20 protein-coding genes are annotated in these 21641 nt (G+C 68.7%); 11 read left to right on the top strand and 9 right to left on the bottom strand.

Annotated elements, in window-relative coordinates; genetic code table 11:
• From pelG to DFLDMN_RS27395, 3 genes are all read left to right on the top strand, one after another.
• Positions 1–1371, top strand: coding sequence for an exopolysaccharide Pel transporter PelG (pelG, locus tag DFLDMN_RS27405; RefSeq protein ID WP_423198889.1), 1371 nt, complete (start codon positions 1–3; stop codon positions 1369–1371).
• A gap of 196 nt (positions 1372–1567) precedes the next feature.
• Complete coding sequence (locus DFLDMN_RS27400) at positions 1568–2266, top strand: response regulator transcription factor (protein WP_423198888.1); 699 nt, start codon at positions 1568–1570, stop codon at positions 2264–2266.
• A 21-nt stretch (positions 2267–2287) separates the two neighbouring features.
• A complete protein-coding gene (locus DFLDMN_RS27395) occupies positions 2288–3997 on the top strand; it encodes an ATP-binding protein (protein WP_423198887.1) in 1710 nt (569 codons plus the stop codon).
• Positions 3998–4118: 121 nt separating this feature from the next.
• On the opposite strand, the gene DFLDMN_RS27390 is transcribed toward DFLDMN_RS27395, so the two are convergent.
• The gene (locus DFLDMN_RS27390) at positions 4119–5942 is read right to left on the bottom strand and encodes a sensor histidine kinase (RefSeq protein ID WP_423198886.1); all 1824 of its coding nucleotides are present in this window, start codon (positions 5940–5942) and stop codon (positions 4119–4121) included.
• Positions 5939–6655, bottom strand: a complete 717-nt coding sequence (locus tag DFLDMN_RS27385) for a response regulator transcription factor (protein ID WP_423198885.1) — start codon at positions 6653–6655, stop codon at positions 5939–5941. Before DFLDMN_RS27385 ends, DFLDMN_RS27390 begins: the two co-directional genes overlap by 4 nt.
• 470 nt (positions 6656–7125) lie before the next feature.
• Between DFLDMN_RS27385 and DFLDMN_RS27380 the strand changes: the two genes are divergently transcribed.
• Positions 7126–7476: a transposase gene (locus DFLDMN_RS27380; protein WP_423198884.1), complete on the top strand. Its 351-nt coding sequence runs from the start codon at positions 7126–7128 to the stop codon at positions 7474–7476.
• On the opposite strand, the gene DFLDMN_RS27375 is transcribed toward DFLDMN_RS27380, so the two are convergent.
• Positions 7473–8129 carry a hypothetical protein gene (locus DFLDMN_RS27375; RefSeq protein ID WP_423198883.1) on the bottom strand — a complete coding sequence of 219 codons (657 nt, stop codon included), beginning with the start codon at positions 8127–8129 and terminating at the stop codon, positions 7473–7475. The two genes, DFLDMN_RS27380 and DFLDMN_RS27375, sit on opposite strands and share 4 nt — an antisense overlap.
• Before the next feature lie 468 nt (positions 8130–8597).
• On the opposite strand from DFLDMN_RS27375, the gene DFLDMN_RS27370 reads away from it, so the two are divergent.
• The 7 genes from DFLDMN_RS27370 to DFLDMN_RS27340 all read left to right on the top strand — a co-directional run bounded on the left by DFLDMN_RS27370 (position 8598) and on the right by DFLDMN_RS27340 (position 15483).
• Positions 8598–9116 carry a GspH/FimT family pseudopilin gene (locus DFLDMN_RS27370; protein WP_423198882.1) on the top strand — a complete coding sequence of 173 codons (519 nt, stop codon included), beginning with the start codon at positions 8598–8600 and terminating at the stop codon, positions 9114–9116.
• A complete protein-coding gene (locus DFLDMN_RS27365) occupies positions 9107–9694 on the top strand; it encodes a type IV pilus modification PilV family protein (RefSeq protein ID WP_423198881.1) in 588 nt (195 codons plus the stop codon). Before DFLDMN_RS27370 ends, DFLDMN_RS27365 begins: the two co-directional genes overlap by 10 nt.
• Positions 9691–10434, top strand: coding sequence for a PilW family protein (locus tag DFLDMN_RS27360; RefSeq protein WP_423198880.1), 744 nt, complete (start codon positions 9691–9693; stop codon positions 10432–10434). Before DFLDMN_RS27365 ends, DFLDMN_RS27360 begins: the two co-directional genes overlap by 4 nt.
• Entirely contained in the window at positions 10427–10945 is a 519-nt protein-coding gene (locus DFLDMN_RS27355) for a pilus assembly PilX family protein (RefSeq protein ID WP_423198879.1), read from the top strand. The genes DFLDMN_RS27360 and DFLDMN_RS27355 overlap by 8 nt, the downstream gene beginning before the upstream one ends.
• On the top strand, positions 10945–14376 hold the full coding sequence (locus DFLDMN_RS27350) for a PilC/PilY family type IV pilus protein (RefSeq protein WP_423198878.1): 3432 nt from the start codon (positions 10945–10947) through the stop codon (positions 14374–14376). Before DFLDMN_RS27355 ends, DFLDMN_RS27350 begins: the two co-directional genes overlap by 1 nt.
• Positions 14373–14843: a type IV pilin protein gene (locus tag DFLDMN_RS27345; protein ID WP_423198877.1), complete on the top strand. Its 471-nt coding sequence runs from the start codon at positions 14373–14375 to the stop codon at positions 14841–14843. The genes DFLDMN_RS27350 and DFLDMN_RS27345 overlap by 4 nt, the downstream gene beginning before the upstream one ends.
• 130 nt (positions 14844–14973) lie before the next feature.
• Positions 14974–15483 carry a pilin gene (locus DFLDMN_RS27340; RefSeq protein ID WP_423198876.1) on the top strand — a complete coding sequence of 170 codons (510 nt, stop codon included), beginning with the start codon at positions 14974–14976 and terminating at the stop codon, positions 15481–15483.
• A gap of 105 nt (positions 15484–15588) precedes the next feature.
• On the opposite strand, the gene DFLDMN_RS27335 is transcribed toward DFLDMN_RS27340, so the two are convergent.
• The 6 genes from DFLDMN_RS27335 to DFLDMN_RS27310 form a co-directional block, all read right to left on the bottom strand.
• Positions 15589–17343 carry a type IV pilus secretin PilQ gene (locus tag DFLDMN_RS27335; protein ID WP_423198875.1) on the bottom strand — a complete coding sequence of 585 codons (1755 nt, stop codon included), beginning with the start codon at positions 17341–17343 and terminating at the stop codon, positions 15589–15591.
• Positions 17340–17909, bottom strand: coding sequence for a pilus assembly protein PilP (locus tag DFLDMN_RS27330; protein ID WP_423198874.1), 570 nt, complete (start codon positions 17907–17909; stop codon positions 17340–17342). The genes DFLDMN_RS27335 and DFLDMN_RS27330 overlap by 4 nt, the downstream gene beginning before the upstream one ends.
• Positions 17906–18610: a type 4a pilus biogenesis protein PilO gene (locus DFLDMN_RS27325; protein ID WP_423198873.1), complete on the bottom strand. Its 705-nt coding sequence runs from the start codon at positions 18608–18610 to the stop codon at positions 17906–17908. Before DFLDMN_RS27325 ends, DFLDMN_RS27330 begins: the two co-directional genes overlap by 4 nt.
• A complete protein-coding gene (locus DFLDMN_RS27320) occupies positions 18607–19335 on the bottom strand; it encodes a PilN domain-containing protein (protein WP_423198872.1) in 729 nt (242 codons plus the stop codon). Before DFLDMN_RS27320 ends, DFLDMN_RS27325 begins: the two co-directional genes overlap by 4 nt.
• A complete protein-coding gene (pilM, locus tag DFLDMN_RS27315) occupies positions 19332–20375 on the bottom strand; it encodes a type IV pilus assembly protein PilM (RefSeq protein ID WP_423198871.1) in 1044 nt (347 codons plus the stop codon). Before pilM ends, DFLDMN_RS27320 begins: the two co-directional genes overlap by 4 nt.
• A gap of 345 nt (positions 20376–20720) precedes the next feature.
• The gene (locus tag DFLDMN_RS27310; protein WP_423198870.1) at positions 20721–21638 is read right to left on the bottom strand and encodes an MlaA family lipoprotein; all 918 of its coding nucleotides are present in this window, start codon (positions 21636–21638) and stop codon (positions 20721–20723) included.
• Positions 21639–21641 lie beyond the last annotated feature (3 nt).

Genomic DNA, 21641 nt, shown 5'->3' with positions numbered 1-21641 from the left:
ATGGCCGGCATTGGCTTTGAATTGCGCAAGATGCTGCGACGGGACAGCCTGTCCGGCATGCTGAGCGCGTATGCCTACGCGGGCGTGATCAGCTCGGGCCCGTGGGTCCTGTCGATCGTCGGCATCCTGCTGATCGGCCTGCTGTCGATCGGCTTTGTGATTCCGGGGCTGCTGATCACGCAGTTCCAGGTCTCGGTCACATACCTGATCGCGCTCAGCCTGATCCTGACCGGACCCATGCAGCTGTCGTTCACGCGCTTCACCTCCGACCGCCTGTTCGAGCGGCGCGACCACCTCGTGCTGTCGAACTTCCATGCGGTGGCGCTGCTGGTCACGGTACTGGCCGGTGCCATCGGCGTAGCCTGCGCGGTGTTCCTGTTTCCGGAGCAGTCGGTGCTGTACCGCCTGCTGATGATCGCGGGCTTCGTGATCATGAGCAATATCTGGATCGCCACGATCTTCCTGTCGGGCATGAAGCAGTACAAGTCCATCGTGTGGACCTTCCTGGTCGGTTACACCATCACGGTGGCGGCCGCGCTGGGCTTGCGCACGCATGGCCTGGAAGGACTGCTGGGCGGTTTTGTGGGCGGCCAGCTGTGCCTGCTGGTCGGCATGGTCACGCTGATCTACCGCAACTACACCAGCCAGCGCTTCATGTCGTTCGAGGTGTTCGAACGGCGTAGCCTGTATCCCAGCCTGGTGGTCATCGGCCTGCTCTACAACCTGGGCATCTGGCTCGACAAGTTCATGTTCTGGTACGCGCCGTCCACGGGCCAGCAGGTCATCGGGCCGCTGCACGCGTCGATCATCTACGACATTCCCGTGTTCCTGGCCTACCTCGCCATCATTCCGGGCATGGCCGTGTTCCTGGTGCGCATCGAGACCGATTTCGTCGAGTACTACGACGCGTTCTACAACGCGGTGCGCGGCGGCAGCTCGCTGGAGCATATCGAGGACATGCGCAACACCATGGTGCAGACCATCCGCCTGGGCCTGTACGAGATCGTCAAGGTGCAGGCGATCGCGTCGCTGGTGCTGTTTGTCATCGGCGGCTGGGTGCTCGGCGTGCTGGGCATCTCGGAGCTTTACCTGCCGCTGCTGTATGTGGACGTGATCGGCGCGAGTCTCCAGGTGGTGCTGCTCGGGGTGCTTAACATCTATTTCTATCTGGACCGGCGCCGCGAGGTGCTGCTGCTGACCGGTACCTTCGTGGTGCTCAACTTCGCGCTGACACGGCTGACGCTCGGCCTCGGGCCGGCCTGGTACGGCTACGGCTTTGCCGTGTCGCTGCTGCTGGTGGTGGCGCTGGCGCTGTACCTGCTCGACCGCAAGCTCGACCGCCTCGAATACGAGACGTACATGCTGCAATGAATGTGGCGTGCCCGCCATCCTCGTAGCGCCTGCGGCGGCAGGCGTCAAATCGGGGCTGCGGGTATGCAACAGACATTGGCGGATTCCCCTCATCCTGCACCCGACGCTCGACGCATGGTGCCGCGTTTAGGTAACATGGCGCGATACCGTCCGTCAGAGCCAGCTGCACGCGGGCGCGTCAAGAGCAGAGGGGTGTATGAGAATTGCCTCCGTCGAGGATGACGAGAGCCAGGCCGAGCTGATTCGTGAACTGCTCGGCGAAGCGGGATTTTCCTGCGCGAGCTTCGGTACGGGATCGGCCTTCCTGCGGGCACTGCGCGACCAGGCCTTCGATCTGCTGATCGTCGACTGGCACCTGCCCGACACCAGTGGTTACGAGGTGGTGAGCTGGGTCCGCCAGCAGTCGGGCCGCCTGCCGCCCATTCTCTTTCTTACCAGCCGCGCCGAGGAAAGCGATATCGTCGCCGGCCTGGCGGTCGGGGCGGACGACTACATGATCAAGCCCGTGCGCGGCGGCGAACTGGTCGCGCGCGTACGCGCGCTGCTGCGCCGCGCCTATCCCGAAGCCCCGCAGGAACAACTGGTGCGCCAGGGCGCCTACCAGTTCGATGCGCGCGCGCGTACGGTCACCCTGGACGGTGCGCCGGTCGAGCTCTCGCCGCGGGAATTCGACCTCGCGCTGTTCCTGTTCCGCAATATCGGTCGCCTGCTGTCGCGCGACGTGGTCGAGCAGGCCGTCTGGGGCCGGGCCATGGAGGCGGGCTCGCGCACGCTCGATACGCATATCTCGCGCCTGCGCATCAAGCTGGCGCTGCGGCCCGATAACGGCGTGCGGCTGACCTCGGTCTACTCGCACGGATACCGCTTCGAGGAAGCGGGGCCGGCCGATGCGTGAGCGCGCGCGGCGGTGCGCGGCATGACGCCCGCCACCGCATCCCGGCGCCCGGCCGGGTCGTCGGGGACCGCGCGGTTCCGTCGCCGTACCCTGCTGGAATGGGGTCTGTTGCTGGCCGTGGTGACGGTGGCGATGGTGATGGCGGTGCAGTGGCGCTGGAGTGCACGTGCCGACCTCGCGCTGATGGATTTCGCGATCGCCGCGCGCGCGCATGGACACCCGCACGAGCGCGGCTTCATCATGGTCGGTCCGCTCTGGTTCTGGCTCGGTACGCTGGTGCCGGTGTGGCTGGCCGCGCTGGCCGCGTTGCGCCTGACCCCGCGCGGCGCGCTGGTGGCCACCACGCTGCTGATGGCCGCGCTGATCAGCGCCAGCCTGCTCGGCGCCACGCTGGCCCATGTGTGGTTCCCGCCGGCCGCCGGCCTGTTTGGCTGCCTGCTGTTCTATCCGCTCTGGAGCTGGCGGCGCCAGGAGGCGGCCCTGCGTTTTCTGACGGCGGAAGTCGAGCGGCTGTCGCGCGAGCCAGGCTTGTTGCCGCCCCCGCAACGCCCGGACCGTTCGCTCGACGGGCGCATGCAGGCCGTGTTCGACATGACGGCGAGCCTGCGCGACCTGCGCCGCTTTCTAGCCGACGGGCTCGAAAGCCTGCCCGAAGCCACCGTGATCTGCAATCTCGACGGCAGCATCATCCTGGCCAACCGGCGCGCGGTGGCGCTGGCCCCGGCCGTGCTGGCGGACATCCCCGCGCGCGATCCGCGCCCGTCCGGCGCCGCCATGGCCCCGTGGCCGGACGACGCGCTGGCGCCGCCGGGCCTGCCCGATATCATCGAGATCCTGTTTCCGGTGCCGGGGCCGGGACTCGCCTACTGGGACGCACTATGCGCGACGCTCGAGGACGATGCGCCGGTGGTGTCCTCGGCCGATTCGCACGGGGTCGAGCTGGCCACCGAAACCGACCGGCGCTACCTGCTCCATGGCGCGCCGCTGCATGGCGAGGCGGGACGGCCCGCGGGCGTGATTGTCAGCCTGATCGACATCACCGCGGTGCGCCGCGCCGAACGCCAGCGCGAGCAGACCATGCGCTTTCTGTCGCACGACATGCGTTCGCCGCAGGCCTCGATCCTCGCGCTGATCGAACTGCAGGCCCGGCCGGGGCGTGCCTTGCCCGAGGCCGTGCTGCTGGCACGGATCGGCGATCTGGCCCAGCGCACGCTCGCGCTGGCCGACGATTTCATCCGGCTCGCGCAGGCGGAATCGCAGAACCTGGCGTTCTCGCCGGCCGACCTGCATGGCCTCGTGCTCGATGCCACCGACGCGTTGTGGGCGTTGGCCAAGGCCCGCGGCATCGAGCTGCGGCTCGAACTGGAGCCGGACACGCCGATGCTGCGCGTGGCGCCCGCGCTGGTGGTGCGCGCGATCGCCAACCTGGTCAGCAACGCCATCAAGTTTGGTCCGCCCGAGCGTCCGGTTGGCGTGCGCTTGCGGCGCCTGGGCGCGTATGTCGCCATCGAGGTCAACGACGAAGGACCAGGCATCGCGCGCGCCGACCATGCGCGCCTGTTCCAGCCGTTCAGCCGCCTGCACGACGCGTCGCCCGACGTTCCCGCCGGCAGCGGCCTCGGGCTCGTGTTCGTCAAGACCGTGGCGGAGCGCCACGGCGGCCGCGTGACGGTGCAGAGCGATGTGGGTCGCGGCGCCGTCTTCACCATCCTGCTGCCGGTCCGGCACTGAATCGCGAGCGCCGCGACGTCGCGGCCGACACAATTGTTGGCAATCGCCGCAAGCGAAATTGCCTACGATCACAGGCGCTACGGACACCGCATCCGTGGCTTTGGTGCCCGCGCCAGTCCCGTTATGCAATCCTGGCGCGGGCACGCCCTTTTGCGCCGCGCGCCGGCAGCGTGATGATGAATTCGCTGCCTTCGCCAAGCACCGAGCGGCAGCGGATCTGCCCGCGCGCCTTGCCGATCGCCGCCTTGGCGAATGCCAGTCCAAGCCCGTTGCCCGGTACCGGTTCGGCATCGGCGGTCGGAAACCGGCGGAAGCGCTCGAACAGGTAGGGCATGTCCTGCGGGCGGATGCCCGGCCCCCGATCCCGGATCGACAGTTCGAGATGGCGCCCGTTGCGCTGCAGCGTGCAATGGATGGCATCGTGCGCGGGACCGTACTTGATGGCGTTGTCCAGCACGTTGGCGATGGCGCGGTACAGGCTGTCCGGTTCCGCATGCACGAGGTACGGTGCGCCATCGGGTTCGCTCGGCACCAGCCGGATATGGCGCGCCTGCGCCGCGACCGTCAGGTCGTCGCAGGCGTCGAGCATCAACCCGTACAGATCGACTTCGGCCGGGCGATACGACAGGACCTGCAGCTCGCTGAGACGGACGAAGTCGTCGACCATGTCGAGCGTGCGCCGCGCATTGGATTCGATGCGCGCAAACAGGTCCGGCGCGGCGCGGTAGGTTTCCGTGGTGCGGGCCATGTCCAGCAAGGCAAGGATCGATGCCTGCGGCGAACGCATATCGTGCGACAGGCTGGTCATCAGCGCCTCGCGTCCGGCGTCGCGGCCAAAGCCATGGCCGCCACCGAGCGAAAGCATCGCGCGGGTGAGCTTCTCGAGCGGTGACACGTACTGGCCGCGGAACACGAACAGCGCACACACCAGCGCCGCCAGGACCAGCGCATTGACCACGCCCACCGCAACCACCTTGCGCTCGTGTGCCTCGATGGCGGCGACGAGGTCTGCCGCGGCGGGCTGCAGCACGCTGTCGCGAAAGCGCACGATCGCGTGCATGCCACGCCGGTACCCATCGATAAAGCCCGGCGGTTGCGCGATCCCGTGGGCAGACTGCTCGCCCGAGACGATCAGTTGCGTGGCGCGCATGTAGGCGTCGTTGAAGTAATCGGAGGTCATGCTGTCGATCTCGGCGACCAGTGCATCGCGGTTGGGTACGCTGGCGACGCGGATGGCGATGAGATCGCGCAGTTGCAGGATGCGGCCCTCGGTAATCGCGAGGCGTTCGCGATCGTCCTGCGTAAGCCGCCGCGCGGTGGCCAGCGGCTCGAGCAGCAGTGCGCCCAGCCGCCCCGCGTACTCGCGCATGTCGGCGATATTGCGGGCCAGCAGCACGGCCTCGGTGGTCGCGGCATTGAGTTCGGCGATCTGCAGCGTGCACTGGTTGAGGATGGCGGTAAACGGCTCGGTGGCGGACATCATGCGATTGACCGCGCGCAGGATGGTGCCGCGCGCGGTGCGGCTTTCGTCGTCGCTCCGCAAGGCATCCATGACATGCCGCGTTTCCGCGAGCCGTGTGCTCACGACGTTCAATGCGTTGACCATGCTGGGACAGCGCACGCAGTTGGCCCGTCGCAACGCGTGCACGAGATTGCCCAGCTCGGTGTCGGTGCGCGCGCGCGCACGCCGCATCTCCACCAGGCGCCGCTCGAATTCTGCGGGCGCGAGGCTGGCAAACAGGGCATTGGTCGGCTCGCGCTCGGCCGACACGGCCTCATAGGCACGCAGGGCGGCAGCAAAGAAGGCCAACGCATCGCGCGAGGCCAGCAGGCGCAGATGATGGCGGCCTTCGGCGTACATGGTCCAGGCAATGGGCAGGCTGGCAAGGCAGACCAGTGCCGCGCCGACGGCCCAGTAGCCGGCCCATGACGGCGAGCGCTTCATGCGTCCTCGGTCGCGGCGCAGCCTTGCCGCGCATCGAGTCGATAGCCGTGGTTGTAGAGCGAGACCACGCGCAGGCCGTTCTCCGCGCGCAAGCCGAAGCGCATGCGCAGGTTGCTGATGTGCGCGTCCAGCGTGCGCGACTGCACGCCGTGGTGCCGGCCCCATACCGCGACGTGCAGGCGTTCGCGGGAGACGATCTGGCCCGCGTTCTGGAACAGTTCCCACGCCAGCGCGAATTCGGTCGAGGTCAGGTGAATCTCGTCGTCGCCACGGCGGGCCTGGCACGCCCCGCGGTCGAGGGTGAACTTGCCGATCGTGATACGGGTGCGCGCATCCGTGACGTGACGGCGCGTGGCCGATTCGACGCGCGCCAGCAGTTCGTCGCGGTCGACCGGCTTGCGGACGAAGTCGTCGGCGCCGCAACGCAACGCCGTCGCCACGTCGCGCCCCTCATTTTTCTGTGTCAGGAATATCACGGGGGTGGAACGATGATGGCGTAGCCTGGCCCAGGCCAGCACGTCGAGCCCGGACAGATCGGGCAGGATCCAGTCGAGGATCAACGCATCGAACTTGTCCGATTGCAGCGCGCGAATGAAATCGCGTCCGGTGCCGAAGCTCGCGACCTCGTGATTCGCGCTGTTGAGCCATCGGGTGATGAGGTTTGATTGGACGACATCGTCCTCCAAGAGCGCGATGTTGAGGCGGCCTCGCATGTCCCCTCCATTGAGGTTTCGTTACTGTTTCCAGACTGTCGAATGGCCTCGCGCATCGATAGCGCGAAGCGCTCCTGTACTGCGTGAAAAATCGGAACACCACCGGGAAGGTGAACAGGCGGTCAGGCTAACCGGCGGCCGGCGGCCGGCGGTCATGGGTCCAGTGACGGCCAGCCCGCGGGCATGCGCACAACAGGGGTGGGAGATGGTGCGCAACGGTGTGCCATGCGGTGCGTCGATGCGGTGCGTCGATGCGGCCGGCGACGAGCACATTTGTACCAGAACCCATGCGCCATCTCCACGGATCGAATGTATTAAATCATCACAGTGCGCCGCACACGTCTGCGGAAAATCAAGGTGCGTCAAGAATGTTCGCCGGGTGCGCCACGGTATGCATAGTGTGACGAGGGCGGCCGTGACGAGCCGAGCGGCCGGCCTGTCCCGCATGTATCTCCGGAGGAGTCCAGGCCATGCCTGAATTGATCATTGACGATGTGTTGTGGGCGCGTATCGCGCCTATCGTGGCCCCGTTCAGCAAGTCGCGCAGCATGCGCGGCGGACGGGAGCCGGTGTCGGACCGTGCCGCGATGGTGGGCATCCTGTTCGTGCTGCGTACTGGCATTCGATGGAACGCCTTGCCGCGCGACCTCGGGGCGGGTTCCGGCGTGAGCTGCTGGCGCCGCCTGCGCTATTGGCAAAGCATCGGCGTATGGGCCGCCTTGCAGGATGTATTGCGCGAGTGCGAGCCAGGCGGCACGCCGATCGACTTCACGCGCACGGCACGCGGGCGCCGTCCGCTCCAGCGCCTGCCGTCACGCTAGCGCCCGACCATCCACGCCGGGACCGGCTGTGCCTGGAAGTCCTCGATGACGGCGGCCGCCCGGTCGGTCCTGACCGTCAGCATGCGAAAGCCGTCCTTCGGCGGCTCGCTGGCATCGACCGTCACGACGGCGCTGAACTCCTGTGCGGCGTCCTCGCACGCGCGCCGGCCGGTGAGAATGGCCAGGCGCAGGATATGGATCGGGATGAACTGTTCCACGCTGGTCATGCGCTGCAATGCGGCCGGCGCCAGCAGCAAGGAGGCGTTGGACAGTTCGGCGAAGCGGCGCCGGAGCGTGGCGCGGGCATCCTTGCCGATCAGCGCGCCGCAACCCCATTGGCCGGCACGCGTCATGGCGCGCACGCCCGGCTGCCACAGCTCGCCGACGGTGAGTCGTGCCTCGCCCGCACAGACGGCGGCATCGTCGTCCTGGAGCGACCACAGCCGGGCGGTATGGCCGAGCAGGTCGAACGCGTAAGCCACGCGACCGAAGATGCGCTGATAGCCGATGACGCAATCGATGTCGTCGTCGTAGACGGGAACCGCGTCGCGCGGCAGGCGCTGGACGCGGAGCTGGAAGCGGCCCGGCGAGCCGGGATAGGTGCCGGACCAGGCCACGGCCTGGCTTGCGGTCGGACGGATGTGCGTGGACATGGCGGCGGGTATCGGCCAAGAGTGAGGAAGGGGTGAAGGATGCGCGGCCAGTGTGCCCGACCGCGTGCGCCGCGCGCCGGCGCCGAACACTTCTTTAGCCTTTGCGGATGGCGCGCCGCCGCCGCGGTCGGCTGCCATCGCCGGCTGCCGTAGTCCGCTACTGTAGTCCGCTACTGTAGGCCGCGGCCCTGGTCCGAGGCCGCCATCCCACGCCGCCATCCCACGCCGCAATCCCACGCCGCAATCCGACGCCGCAATCCGACGCCCCGATCCGACGCCCCGATCCGACGCCGCGGGCGCGCCCGTGCGACCGGTCGCGATGCCGGCCATGTCATGCGCGGTCAATGCCAAGGTTTGTCAATTCTTGCCGGCGCCGAGGCGGCGCCCACTAAGCTGCGGGCGTGATCGGCAGTCCCGACAGGCCATGGATCACGCTCATGGACAACGCGTATGCAAAGCGATAGCGGCATGACCCTGGTAGAGCTACTGACGGTAGTCGCCATTACCGCGACCATGGCGGCCTTCGCCATGCCGAGGCTGACGCCGCTGGTGCTCGCCAACCGCCTCGATGCCCTGGTGGCGGAGGCTGGCGACGACATCGAGTTCGCGCTCAGCGAAGCCATGCGCCGCGGGCAGCCGGTCACGCTCTGTCCCGTGCGCGGCGCGCGCGGCGACTGCGCGCGCGCGGGCAACTGGCAAGCCGGCTGGATCGTCTTTGTCGATCTCAACGGCAATGGCGTGCGCGACGACGGCGACACCGTGGTGCGCCGGCGCAGCGGCTTCGGCACCGGCGTGGCCGTGACGGCGCAGCCGCGCATGGCCGCGCTGACGATCGATGGGGAAGGCGTGTTCGTGGGTCTGCCGCGGCATGCACGCATGGTATTCACACTGACCGCCGCCGGCAGCGCGTCCAGGCGCTGCATCGGCTTGCGCAACCTCACCGCCGAGTATGCGATGCAACGGCCGGGGCAAGGATCATGCCGTTGAAGCGGCAGCGGGGCCAGCGCGGCACGGCGGGCGCAGCGGGATCATCGCTGATCGAGGTCCTGGTGGCGTTCGTGATCACCGCGGTCGTGTTGCTGGGTCTGATGCGCCTGGTGCCTGGCGCTTTCCTGCAGACCGGCGAGGCGCGCACCCGCGCCTTCGTCGCGACGCAGATGCAGGCGCTGGTGGTGGCGGTGCAGGCCAATCGTGCGTACTGGGTGGCCGCCGGCGCAGGGGACCAGGTTGCGGCTTCCGGCGCAGGGGACCACGGCGCGCCCTCCGGCACAGGGGACCATGGTACGGAGGCCGCCATCATCCGGCGCGCGATCGCGCTCGATGCCGCCGGCCTGCCGCCCGCCGACCTGTGCGAGCACGCCCCATGCCGGCCGCTGCAGATGGCTCTGGCCGACGTGGCGCGCGTACGCGATGCGCTGCGGCAGCGCGCGAGCGAAGTGCGGGGCGAGGTCGCATGCGCCGGGCCGGCGGGGCGGGTGTCGTGTGTGGTCCGGCTGTCGTGGCAGGAACGCATGGCCGCGGCGCAGGCGACGCGACGCGAACTGTCGCGGCAGTTCCTGCCATGAGCCGCGGCCGCCTGCGCGGGTTCCGCACCGGCCGCGCCGCCGGCCATTCGCTCGCCGCGCTGCTGGTGGCGCTGGTCATCGGCATGATGGTGGCGGCCGCACTGTTCTCCATTTTCGTCAGCCTGAAGACGTCGTTTCGCACCCAGATGGCGCTGGCGCGCGCCATGGCGGCCGAGCAGCGCGCGGTGGCACGTCTCGACCATGCGGTGCAGATGGCCGGCTACTTTCCGGCCAGCGAATACCAGGGGCCGGGGCGTCCGCAGTTCGCCGCCGGTGGCGCATGGCGGCAGGGGCAGGATCTGCGCGGGATCGATGCGCCGGCCGCCACGGGCGATACGTTCAGTGTGCGCTTCCGGGCTGCGCGCGAGGACGGCCTGCGCGATTGCGGTGGCGGACTCGTGGCGGGGCAGGCGGCCTCGACGTTCATGCAGACTTTTGCGGTCCGGCAGGGCGTGCTTGTGTGCGATCTGGCCGATGCCGCGGGCACCACGCTTGCCACCTACACCATCGCCGACGGCGTGACACGGTTTGCGCTGCGATATGGCGTCGATGGCGACGGCGACGGCAGCGTCGATCGCTATCTGCCAGCCGCCGATGTGACGGCATCGGCAGCATGGGGACGCGTGCTGACGGTGCGCTTCGCCGTGGAAATGGTCAATGACGGTGCGGTCCATGACGACGGCAGCGCGCGCCTGGCGCAGGCATGGACGCACACCGCGAGGATGATGCATCGTGACTGACCCCCGCAGGTCCCGCCAGGATGGTTTTGTGCTGATGCTCGCGTTGTGCCTGGTGGCGGCACTGGGCGCGCTCGGCGCCGCGCTCCTGCGGCACGTACCCGTGCGCGAGCGGATCGCGGCCAATGCGATCGAGAAGCTGGAGGCCACGGGCGCGGCGCAGGACGCGCTGCGCCTCGGCGAGTCCTGGCTCGCGGAGGGCGGCGCGCCGAATGCCGTCCCATGCGCGTCCGCCGCCCGTGCGCAGCAGGGCGCGATGCGGGTGTGCGACCGCGCGCTGGCGGCGCCGCTGGCGCCGCCGTGGCCCGAGCGTACCGAGCCGTTGCCGGGGTTCCAGGGCGCGCGCGCACCGCGGGCCGCCCTCCATATTCACGATCTCGGCCTGTCCGCGGGTGGCGACGCGCGCCTCTACCAGGTGACGGCCGTCGGCTACAGCGAGCGCGGCGAAGCGGTCGCCATCCTGCGCAGTACCTACCGCCTCGGCACCGCCGCGCGCAATCTCGGAGCTCCCTGATGTCACTCAAGCCTTCCCCAACCTGGCTTGCCGGCTGCATGTTCCTCGTTGCCGCACCGGCCGATGCCCAGGGCACGCCGCCCGTGCGGGCCGACGGCAACGCCGGCAGTGTCCAGTTCATCGACGACGACCTTACCGGTGCCTCGTCGCACTATCGCTGGATCGCGATCAACGGTGCGTGCCTGACCGCCGGCAATGTCGCACTGCCCATTCCGGGCTGCGCCGGTCTGCCGTATTACCGGAGCAAGAAGAATGGCCGCGGCGCGCAGGTGCAGGTGGGCGGGATGCGCGGCAGGCTGCCCGATCCGCCCGGCGCCGGCGCGCTGCGCCTGACCAATGGCGACGAACGCGCCGACGGCGACAATGGCGACATGCAGAGCGGTGCCGTGATGTCGGAGTTCGTGTTCCCGACGGTCGAAGGTGTCGATATCGTCTTTACGAGTGTCACCTACGGTGGCGACGGCATGAACGGTACCGGCGCGGACGGCATGAGCTTCTTCCTCGCGGATGGTGCCGAGCCGCCCACGGTTGGCGCCACGGGCGGCGCACTGGGCTACAGCTGCTCCAACAACAAGGCCGAGCCCGATGGCGTTGCGGGCGCCTACCTCGGTATCGGCATCGACGAATTCGGCAACTTCTCCAACCGCAACGATGTCACCAGTTCCGGTCCGTACTTCGTACCCAATCCCAACCACATCGTCGTGCGCGGCGCCGGGGACGTCAGCTGGAACTCGCTGAGCAGGCGTTATCCCCGTCTGTACCCGGCATGGCTGCGCGGCAGTGAGCGCCAGGCGGCGGTCAGGCGTGCGTGCGAGACCGGCTTCGCGCACGATCACAGCCGGTACGTGCGCGGCAACGCCACCGCCATCCCGCTGCAAAACTACCGGTTCCTGACCGCGCAACGGGTGCCGGAGCAGATTGCCACGGCCCAGGGCCGCTCGCATCCGACACGGGGCGAAGCCCGTCCCATCACCTACGCCATCAAGCTGACGCAGGACGGCCGCCTCAGCATGCGCTACAGCTATAACGGCGGCGATGCCGTGCCGGTCCTCGACGACTACGACATCGTCGCGCAGAACGGTCCATTGCCGCCGACGCTGCGCTTCGGCTTTGCGGCCAGCACGGGCCTGGGCAGCAACGTGCATGAGATCACGTGCTTCCGGGCCACGCCGGATACGCAGTCGCAGAGCAGCGCCACGGCAGGTCCGCCGCCGGCCAGCCGGGTCGATACCGGTCCGCAGGTCTATTTCAGCTTCTTCGACGAACGGTTCTGGACTGGCCGCGTCACCGCGCATGGCGTGGTGCGGCGCGCCAACGGCAGCGTCGACCTCGAGGCGCGGCCGAGATGGGACGCGGCATGCGGCCTGACGGGCGGGGACTGTCCCGGGACCGGCGCCGGCGGCCCGGCCTTGGCGCCCTCCGCACGCGCGATGGTCACGTGGAACGGCGTCCGCGGCGTGCCTTTCCAGTGGCAGTCCCTGGCGCCCGCGCAGCAGGCGGCGCTGTCTGGCGCAAGCCGGCGCGCGGCCACGCGCGCGGCAACCGGTGCCGTAACAGGGACGGTCACGGGCGCGGCATCCAGCGGTGCCAGGATCGTGGCGTACCTGCGTGGCGAGCGTGGCGACGAAGTCGGGGCCGGCGCGGGCGGCACGCTGCGCAAGCGCAAAGGCATGCTCGGCGATATCGTGCGCTCCAGTCCGGCATGGGTAGGTGCGCCCACGGCGCCGTATGACGCGCCGTGGCGCGACGCGCTGCATGGCAAGCTGCCCGGGCCCGAGCCCGACGGCAGCTACGCGGCGTTCGCCCGGCAGCATGCCGGCCGCCAGCATGTGGTCTATATCGGTGCCAACGATGGACTGCTGCACGCCTTTCGCGCCGGCGGCGCCGATGCCGGCAGCGCCGGCGCGCATACCTACAACGATGGCCGCGAGATCCTGGCCTACATGCCATCCGCCGTCGGCGCCGCCATTCGCGGCGTCACGCCCGCATACGATCTGGTCTCGCCGCAGTACGTGCACAACCTGTATGTCGATGCCACCGCCGGCAGCGGCGACCTGTTCCATGGTGGCGCGTGGCATACCTGGGTGGTGGGCGGACTCGGCGGCGGCGCGCGTCCCGACGGACCGCGCGCGGACGATACGCATGCCGCGGCGGGCATGATCTACGTGCTCGACGCGACCGATCCGGCGCGCTTCGAGGCGCGCAATGCGGCCAGCGTCGTGCTGGGCGAATGGTCGTCCGCGCGCCTCGACAGCGAGGCGCTGTGCAATGTGGCGCCATGCGGCGCCAGGCTCGGCATGGTCTACGGCACGCCGCTGATCCGCCGCCTGCATAACGGCAAATGGGCCGTGCTGTTCGGCAATGGCTACAACAGCGCGCATGGCACGGCAGGGCTGTTCGTCATGCTCGTCGATCCGGCGCAAGGCGCGGCCGGTGCCACGTTCCATGTACTCGATACCGGCGTGGGGCCCGCGCACGACCCGGCCGGCCGGCAGCGCCGCAACGGCATCGCGCAGGTGACCGCGGCCGATCTCGACGGCGACCACATCACCGACTATGTCTATGCCGGCGATCTGTTCGGCAATGTCTGGCGGTTCGATCTCACCGACGCCGATCCGGCCCGCTGGCACGTGTCTCCCGCGCCCGTATATGCCACGCAGGGCGCGCCCATCTCGACCCGCATCCTGGTTTCGGCCATGCCGGCGGAAGGGGGCGGCGCGCGCGTGATGCTGCATTTCGGCACCGGCCGGCAGATGGACCGCACGGTCGCCGCGCCTGGCGCGTACGCCCCGGGCCAGCATGCGCTGTACGGCGTGTGGGACGCCGCCTTCGAAGGGTGGAACGCCCGCGCTGGCGCAGCCCATCGTTATGCCGCCCTGCCTGCGCCGCGCACCCTGGTAGCCGATGACCTGTTGCCGCAGACCACCCGTACGCTGGTCACGGGTACCGGTACCGGCACCGGCCCGGCACTGCGTCAGGTCAGCACGCGCGACGTCTGCTGGCAGCGCTCGGCGCGCTGCGCCGCGGTCCAGTATGGATGGCGCCTGCCGTTGCCGGCACCGCGCGAACAGATCGTGCACGATCCCGGCCTGATCGGCGACATGCTGGTGGTCAACACCACGATTCCGCCCACGGAGGCCAGCAGGCTGTCATGCGCCGCGCCCGACAGTACCGGCTACACCATGGCCATCCGTCTGGACACCGGCGGCGCGGCCAGGCGGTCGTTCTTCGATCTGGCCGGCACCGCTGTGGCCGGCCCCGACGTGATCAGCGGGGTCGGCCTCGATGCCACCGGTGCGCCCACGGTGGTGACCTGGCAGGATCGCACCTTTATCGCGCAACAGACCGTCAAGGGGGTCGGCAAGCTGACCGAGATCCGGCTCGCCCAGGGCGGCAAGGGCAGCCGCATCAACTGGATGAAGCTGCAATGAGGCCGGTGCCTACGCTCCGGCAGGCGCGCCGCCGCAGGACGGTCCGGCACGCATCGCCCGGTTTCACGCTGATCGAACTGATGATGACGCTCGTCATCCTCGCCATCATTGGCGCCATCGCGATGCCGCTCTACCAGTCATACGTGTCCGGTGCCCGCCGCGCCGATGCGAGGTTCGCCTTGCTCGATCTCGCCGCGCGCCAGGCGCGCTTCATGGCGCTCCATGGGCGCTACAGCGAGCGCGCGCAGGAGCTCGGCTATGCGGCTTCCGCGCGCGCCAGGGGCTTTCCGCTCGACCGCGAGTGGTATCGCATCAGGGTCTCGGTCCAGCCGGGCGGCAGCGGCTTCGAGGCCGCTGCCGCGCCGCTGGGTGCGCAGCGCGGCGATGCCTGCGGAACCTATCGCCTCGACCATCTCGGCACGCAACGGAACACCGGCAACACGCTGCCGAGTGCCGCGTGCTGGTAGGCGAAAGTGCGCGCAAAAGCGGCGCTTCCTCAAGATTTCCCCAGTACCGCCGGCGACAAATTGACGCGTGATTACATGGATGCGGCCCGCATCGGGCGGGCCCAAACATCTCACATCTGAGGGATACACCATGCATCAATCACGCCGCAAGGCACCAGGGCAACAGGGCTTCACCATGATCGAACTGATGGTCGTGGTGGCGATCATCGGCATTCTCGCCGCGATTGCGGTGCCGCAGTATCAGGACTATTCGTCGCGCACGCAGATCACGCGCGCGGTGGGCGAGTTGTCCGCCTACAAGACGGGTGTCGAAGACCAGTTGCTGCAAGGTAACAACACGATCCGGAACGAGGATATCGGGTATGTCAAATCGACGCTGACGCAGGGGCCGACGCCCGGCGCCGGCGTGTCGTCAGCCGGGGCGGCCGGCGCCGGCGCGCCGATCTGGACGTTCAAGCAGGCCAGCAACGAGGGCGCGCTCGAAGTGACGCTGGGCGACAAGGCCAGCACGGCGATTCGTGGCGTGGTCATCCGGTTGCCGCGCAATGCGGCCGGCGCATGGTCCTGCGAAATCCGGAAGGGCTCGGCCACCGCGATGAAGGCCTCGTTCGTGCCGCCCGGCTGCACGTACGTGTCGTAACGATCCGCTGTCGTAACGATCGTCGTAACGATCGGCGCAGCTGCCCGCCCGCCCCACGTGCCCCACCGGCATCATGGCGGGTGGGGCCAGGGAGGGTGGCGCGGGCTAGCGCGCGGGCGCGCTGGCGGACGCCAGGCTGTCGGCATGCACCTTCGGCGTCAGGAACACCAGCAGCTCCTTGCGATCCTTGTTGCGCGTGGTATCCCTGAACAGCGCGCCCAGGACCGGCACGTCGCCGAGCAGTGGCACCTTGTTCTGCTGCGTCGCCTCTTCCTCGGTGTAGATGCCGCCGATCATGACCGTGCCGCCGTTCTCCACGAGCACCTGCGTCCTGACGTGCTTGGTATCGATGGCGAAGCCGCTGGCGGTGGCAATGCCACGGCTGTCCTTGTTGACGTCGACGTCGAGGATGACCTTGCCCTCGGGCGTGATGCGAGGCGTGACTTCGAGCTTGAGATTGGCCTTCTTGAACTGCACCGCGGTGGCGCCGCTCGACGTGGCCGACTGGTAGGGCAGCTCCGTCCCCTGTTCGATCAAGGCCTGGATGTTGTCCGCTGTCACCACGCGCGGGCTCGAGATGATCTTGCCCTTGCCGTCGGCCTCCAGCGCGGACAGTTCCAGCGCCAGGAAGCGGCTGGCATTCGCATTGAACAGGCTGAAGGCCAGCGACGCCGGCGCGACGCCATTGAGCGCTGCGGCCGGCAGGCTCAACGCGGGTACGTTCTCGATGACGCCGCCGCCATCGCGGCCCGGCACCACGTTTGCATACTGGCTGCCATAGTTGGCGCCCTGCGTGCGCGAGGCAAAGCCGAGGCGGACGCCGAGGCTGCGACTGAAGGAATCGGTCGCTTCCACGATGCGCGCCTCGATCAGGACCTGCCGGACCGCGACGTCGATCCTGCCGATAAAGCTGCGTATTTCCTCGATCTTGCCGGCCACATCCGAGATGAACAACTGGTTGGTGCGTACGTCGGCGGTGAGCGAGCCTCGCCTGGACAGCATGCGCGGGCTGGCACCGGCGCCACCCGTGGCGGCGCCCGCCCCGCCGCTGCCGAGCAACATCGCCCGGACTTCTTCAGCCCGCTGGTAGTTGAGCGCGATGACTGCACTGCGTAGCGGTTCCATATCGCCGACCTGGAGCCGCGCTTCCATCTCGAGCTTTTCCTTCTCGGCGAGCTCGGCACGGGGCGCCACCCAGATCACGTTGCCCTGACGGCGCGAAGCCAGGCCCTTGGCCTCCAGCACGATATCGAGCGCCTGGTCCCAGGGGACATCCTTCAACCGCAGCGTGAGGTTGCCCTGTACGGCGTCGCTGGTGATGATGTTGAGGTTGGTGAAGTCGCCAAACACCTGCAGCAGCGCACGCACGCCAATGTTCTGGAAATTGAGCGACAGGCGCTCGCCGCCGTGGCCGCTGGCGCGCAGCGCCGGCTCATGCGCGGCCATACTGGCGTGGCCGCGCGCGGGATCGAGAACGATCACGAACTGGTTGCCGCGTACCTCGGTGCGATACGACACCGCGCGTGCCAGATCGAGTACGACGCGGGTCCGTTCACCGGTCTGTATCACGTCCGCGCCCTTGAGCAGGGTGCCGCCATAGTCGTAGCGCGCGCGCCCGGCGGCAAAGGTCGTGGCATCGAAGTCGATGGCGATGCGGGCCGGCTGTTCGGTCATGAAATCGAGCGGCTTGCCGGCGGGTGCCGACTGCAGGTCGATGGTCATGATGGTCTGCTCGCCAGCGGTACTCACATCGAGCTGCTTCACGAAATTGCCCTGGGCCCATGCCGCCAACGGTGCCACCAGCATCGGGGCAAGGGCGGTGGCGGGGCCCAGCATGCTGCGCCAGCGTCGTGTCTTCATGCGGAGGTCTCCAGCTTCAGGCTCGTCATTTCCTCTTTCCAGTCAGAATCGCCATCCAGAATCCATTCGCGCAGCACGATCTCCTGATCGGTGATGCGCACGACCCGGCCATGGCGTTGGCCGATGTATTGCCCCACGCGAACGTGGTGGACCTGAGCTTCGTCACCCACCACACCCACCACACCCACCACACCCACCACCGCCACGTCGGTGCCGTGCTGCTGCCGCAGCATGCCGATCATCTGCAGGCGGTCGAGCGGAAACGCTTCCAGCGGTTCCCGCCGGCGCCCGGCGTCGGGCGCGGCGCCCGCGCCGGGCGGGCCGTCAATGCGGCTGGTGGCAAAGGGATTGACGCCGGCCGCGAGCGTTTCGGCGGCGGGCACGGGCGGTGGCTGCGACGCGGGGGCGCCGTGCGGCGTCGAGGACATCGGAGCGCCGTCTCGCGTGGCGTCGATCCAGGCGCGCAACTCGCTTTCGTCGCGACTGCCGCAGCCAGCCAGCGCGGCCACCATGGCTGCCATGGCGGCGCTCGTGGCCCGGCGCCGCGAAATGACGGGCCGGCTCATGACGCGTCGCCTGCAGGCACAGGCGACGCGGCGGTCAGGCCCTCGCGGCCGGCGCGCCCGGTCTTCTCCGCCGCATCGAGCGCGCGGTAGGCCACTGCTTCGGCTTCCATCACCATGACGTCGCCCTTGCCGAGGCTGAGTTGCAGGTTGCGCAGCGAGACGATGCGCGCCATCGCGGCCAGGTCCGCGGCGAAGGCCGCGAGGCTCTCATAGCGGCCCGTGACCTTGAGCTGGATGGGAATCTCCGCGAAGCCCGTTGCGATGCGTGCGCTGGCTGGCCTGAAGAGATCGAAGTGCAGGCCGCGCGTGAGACCGGCGCGATTGATGTCCGCCAGGAGCGCCTCCATCTCGGTCTTGCCGGGCAGCTGGCGCTCGGCTGCGACGACGCGACGGGTCACGTCGTCTTTCTGGGCGCGCAACAGATCGAGGTTGGCGGCCTGTGCGGCCTTGGTACTGAACGATGCGCGCAGCATCTCGTTCTCGGCCCGCAGCGCGCGCAGCGTCTGCAATTCGCCGTCGAGCCACAGCAGCCAGCCGCACGCATACACGGCGAGGCCGGTCGCCATCGACAGCACGACGCGCGGGACCGGGGGCCAGCTGGCGGGGTCTTTCAGGTCGAGCTCGCGGAACTGTGCGAGCCAGTGTTCGGCACGGATCGCGTCTAAACGGATAGCGTCGGGACGGATAGCGATAGGGATCATGACGACTCCGGCGTGGTGCGGGCGTTGAGGCGCGCGGGCGGGGTGGGCGGGGTGGGCGGCACGGATGAGGTGGATGGGGTGGATGGGCCCAGGGCGGCCGCGGGGACGGCGCCGCCGCCGGGCGCGGCGGCAAGCGGCGCACCCCCATCGGTGAACGTGACCGAGAAGCCGAACAGCGCCTGCCGCGCCGTCACGCCTTCCGTCGCGGCGAGCGTGCGCGACTCCACGAGTTGAGCGTCCCGGATCCATGGCGCCCGGTTCATGGCCAGCAGCAAGGCCGAAATGTCGCTGTTGGAGCTTGCCACGCCGGTCACCGTGACGACGGCTTCGGCCTGGTGCAACGTCGCGAGGTAGAGGTTGGACGGCACCAACTGGCCCAGCTGTTCGAGCAGCCGGGGCGCCCTGACCCGCTCGAGCTGGAGCACGGCAATGGCCTGCTGGCGCTCGTTGAGCGCCCGGACCTCGCCTTCGAGCGAATGAATTTCGCCGAGGCGGGCATCCATGGCATTCACTTCCGCGGACAGCAGCGCGTTGAGGCGGCCCAGCTCGTCGTCGGCGCGCGCGATGATGGCGCCGGTGCCGGCCACGGCGACGGCGGCGATGCCCGCGGCCAGGCCCAGGCTGGACAGGGCGCGCCTGCGCCGGGCATGCCGGTGCTCGTCGCGATACGGCAGCAGGTTGACGTCGAAGGCTACCTGCGGCGGCAAGGGCTGCGCGCGCGTCATGATGACAGCGCGAGGCCGCGCATGCCGAGTCCCGCCCCGACGATCAGCGCGCACAGGTCGCGCTGGTAGTAGCGCTGGTTGATGTGCGTGCCGATGGCCATGCAGGCAAAGGGATCGAGTCGCTCGGTCGGCACCCGCGTCTGCGCCTGCACGGCCTCCGGCAGTCCGTGCAGCATGGCATGGCCGCCGCTGAGCAGCACCTGCTCGACATTGCCGAGCGTGGAGCGCATGGCAAAGCTGCTGATCGCGCCCTGGATTTCCATCGCCAGCAGCTCCAGCGATGGCTGGACCACCTGGACGCGCCATTCGCGCGGCAAGGCATTCTTGCGCTTCTGGATCTCCACCTTGCGCAGGTCCTGGCGAAACGTGCGCGCGCAGTTCTGGGTCAACTGGTCGCCCGTGCTGTTGAGGTGTTCGCGATGAACCGGGACCCCGTCCTGATAGAAAATGGCCATCGAGTAACTGGCCCCGAGGTGGACCAGCATCTCGATGGCAAGCGGGGCGCGCGGCGGCTGCGCGCTGCGCGCCCGTCGCACCATTACGCGATGGATGGCGGTTTCCTCGACCTCCATGGCATGCGCCTTGAGTCCCGCCATTTCCAGCGCGAGCACACGTTCCTGCACGCTGTCCCGGCGGGTGGCGACGATATGGATCGTGAGGCTTTGCGCAGCCTGGTTGTGCGCGACCACCGCGTGGTCGTAGCTCACGTGCTCGGACGGCGCATAGAGCCGCAAGGCCTCGTTCTCGATCTCGACGCCCAGTTCCTCCTGCGCCAGGTTGTCCGGCAGCGAGAGCGTGGCGGTTTCCACCAGCGCCGGTGGCAGTGCCAGCGTGGCGGTGCGCGCGCGGATGCGTGCCTTGCGCAACGCGGCGCCGATGGTGGCGGCCACGGCGTCGATGTGGACCAGGTTGCCGTCGACGACGACGCCCTGGTCGAGCAGTTCGCTGGCACAGCGACCCAGCATGGGGGGCTTGTCCCCGCGCGCGGCGTGGACCTCCACCACCTTGACACTCGATACGCCTATGTCGACGCCGACCATGGACTGGTGGCGCCAGGAATGCAACGGGAATGGCAGCACGGATTGACCTCGCACGAATTCGACTTCGAACCGCGTTCGAGCCTATGCGAGACCCCGCGAGGGCCGGCTGCGCTTGCGACAACTTTAGAAAAGCGCGCAGGCGTACGCGGCCGCGCACCGGCCGCCGCCGTGCGCAGTTTCAAGTTTTACAAAGACGGAATGCGGCGCCGGTGCGGCACCAGAGAATGGACGCCAGGGCGATCCGATGGGTTCACCGGACCGCCCTGGTCTTGACGTCCCGGCAGCGCTCTCCCGTCGCGCTGTCCGGGACTTTTTGGTTCGGGACGGGTAGGGAAGCGCGTCGGGCTACGGCTTGGGCGCGGCCTCGCCGGCGGGTGCCTGCGGCTCGGTGACCGACTTGACCGGAGCCGGCGTGCCGGCACCTTGCGGGGCAGGGCTGGCCGCGGGAGCCGCGGCGGGCCCGGTCGCGGGCGCGCTGTCCGGGGTGGTGTCGGCCTCGTCCTCGTCGTACGAAGGCAGCTTGCCGCTGCCGCTGTTGATCAGGTACTGACGGCGCTGCCGGTAGGCATCGCGCACGAACGCGTACTTGTCCAGCGCGGCCTGGGACAGCAGGTCGGTGGCACCCAGCAGGTTGGCGCGCGTGCTGACCACGTTGACGCCGAACATGCTGTTGCGCCAGGCCGGATCGAAATAATGGGCCGGGTCCAGGTAGATGCTGGCACCGACGCCCACGCCGTCGCGGAACGAACTCGGGCCGAACACCGGCAGCACCAGGTACGGACCCGCCGGCACGCCCCACACGCCAAGCGTCAGGCCGAAGTCCTGCGAATGCTTGGTCAGGCCGGCCGGCGTGGCGATATCGATCAGGCCGCCAATCCCGAGCACCGTGTTGATGGCGACGCGCATCAGCGTCTCGGTCGCCTCGACGCCCTTGCCCTGCAATACGTTATTGACGAAATTACCGACGTCGGCAAAGTTCGAGAAGAAATTACTCACCGCGATGCGCGCGGGCTCGGGCGTGACCTTCTGGTAGCCCTTGGCGAGCGGCACCGCCACGTATTCGTCGAGCGTGTCGTTGGCCTTGAACACGACGCGGTTCATCGGCTCGAGCGGATCGTCGGGATTGGCTTGCGGGCCGGTGGCGCAACCGGAGGCGAGCAGGGCGGCGGCAGTCAGCGCGCCGGCCAGACGGTAGCGCGGCGACAGGGGGGACGACTGGGGCGACCGGGGCGACTGGCGGTGAAGCGTGGAGAGGGCGGGCATGGA

The sequence above is a fragment of the Cupriavidus sp. H19C3 genome (assembly GCF_049393815.1).
Lineage (GTDB): Bacteria > Pseudomonadota > Gammaproteobacteria > Burkholderiales > Burkholderiaceae > Cupriavidus.
This window is presented reverse-complemented; position numbering and strand designations above follow the sequence as displayed.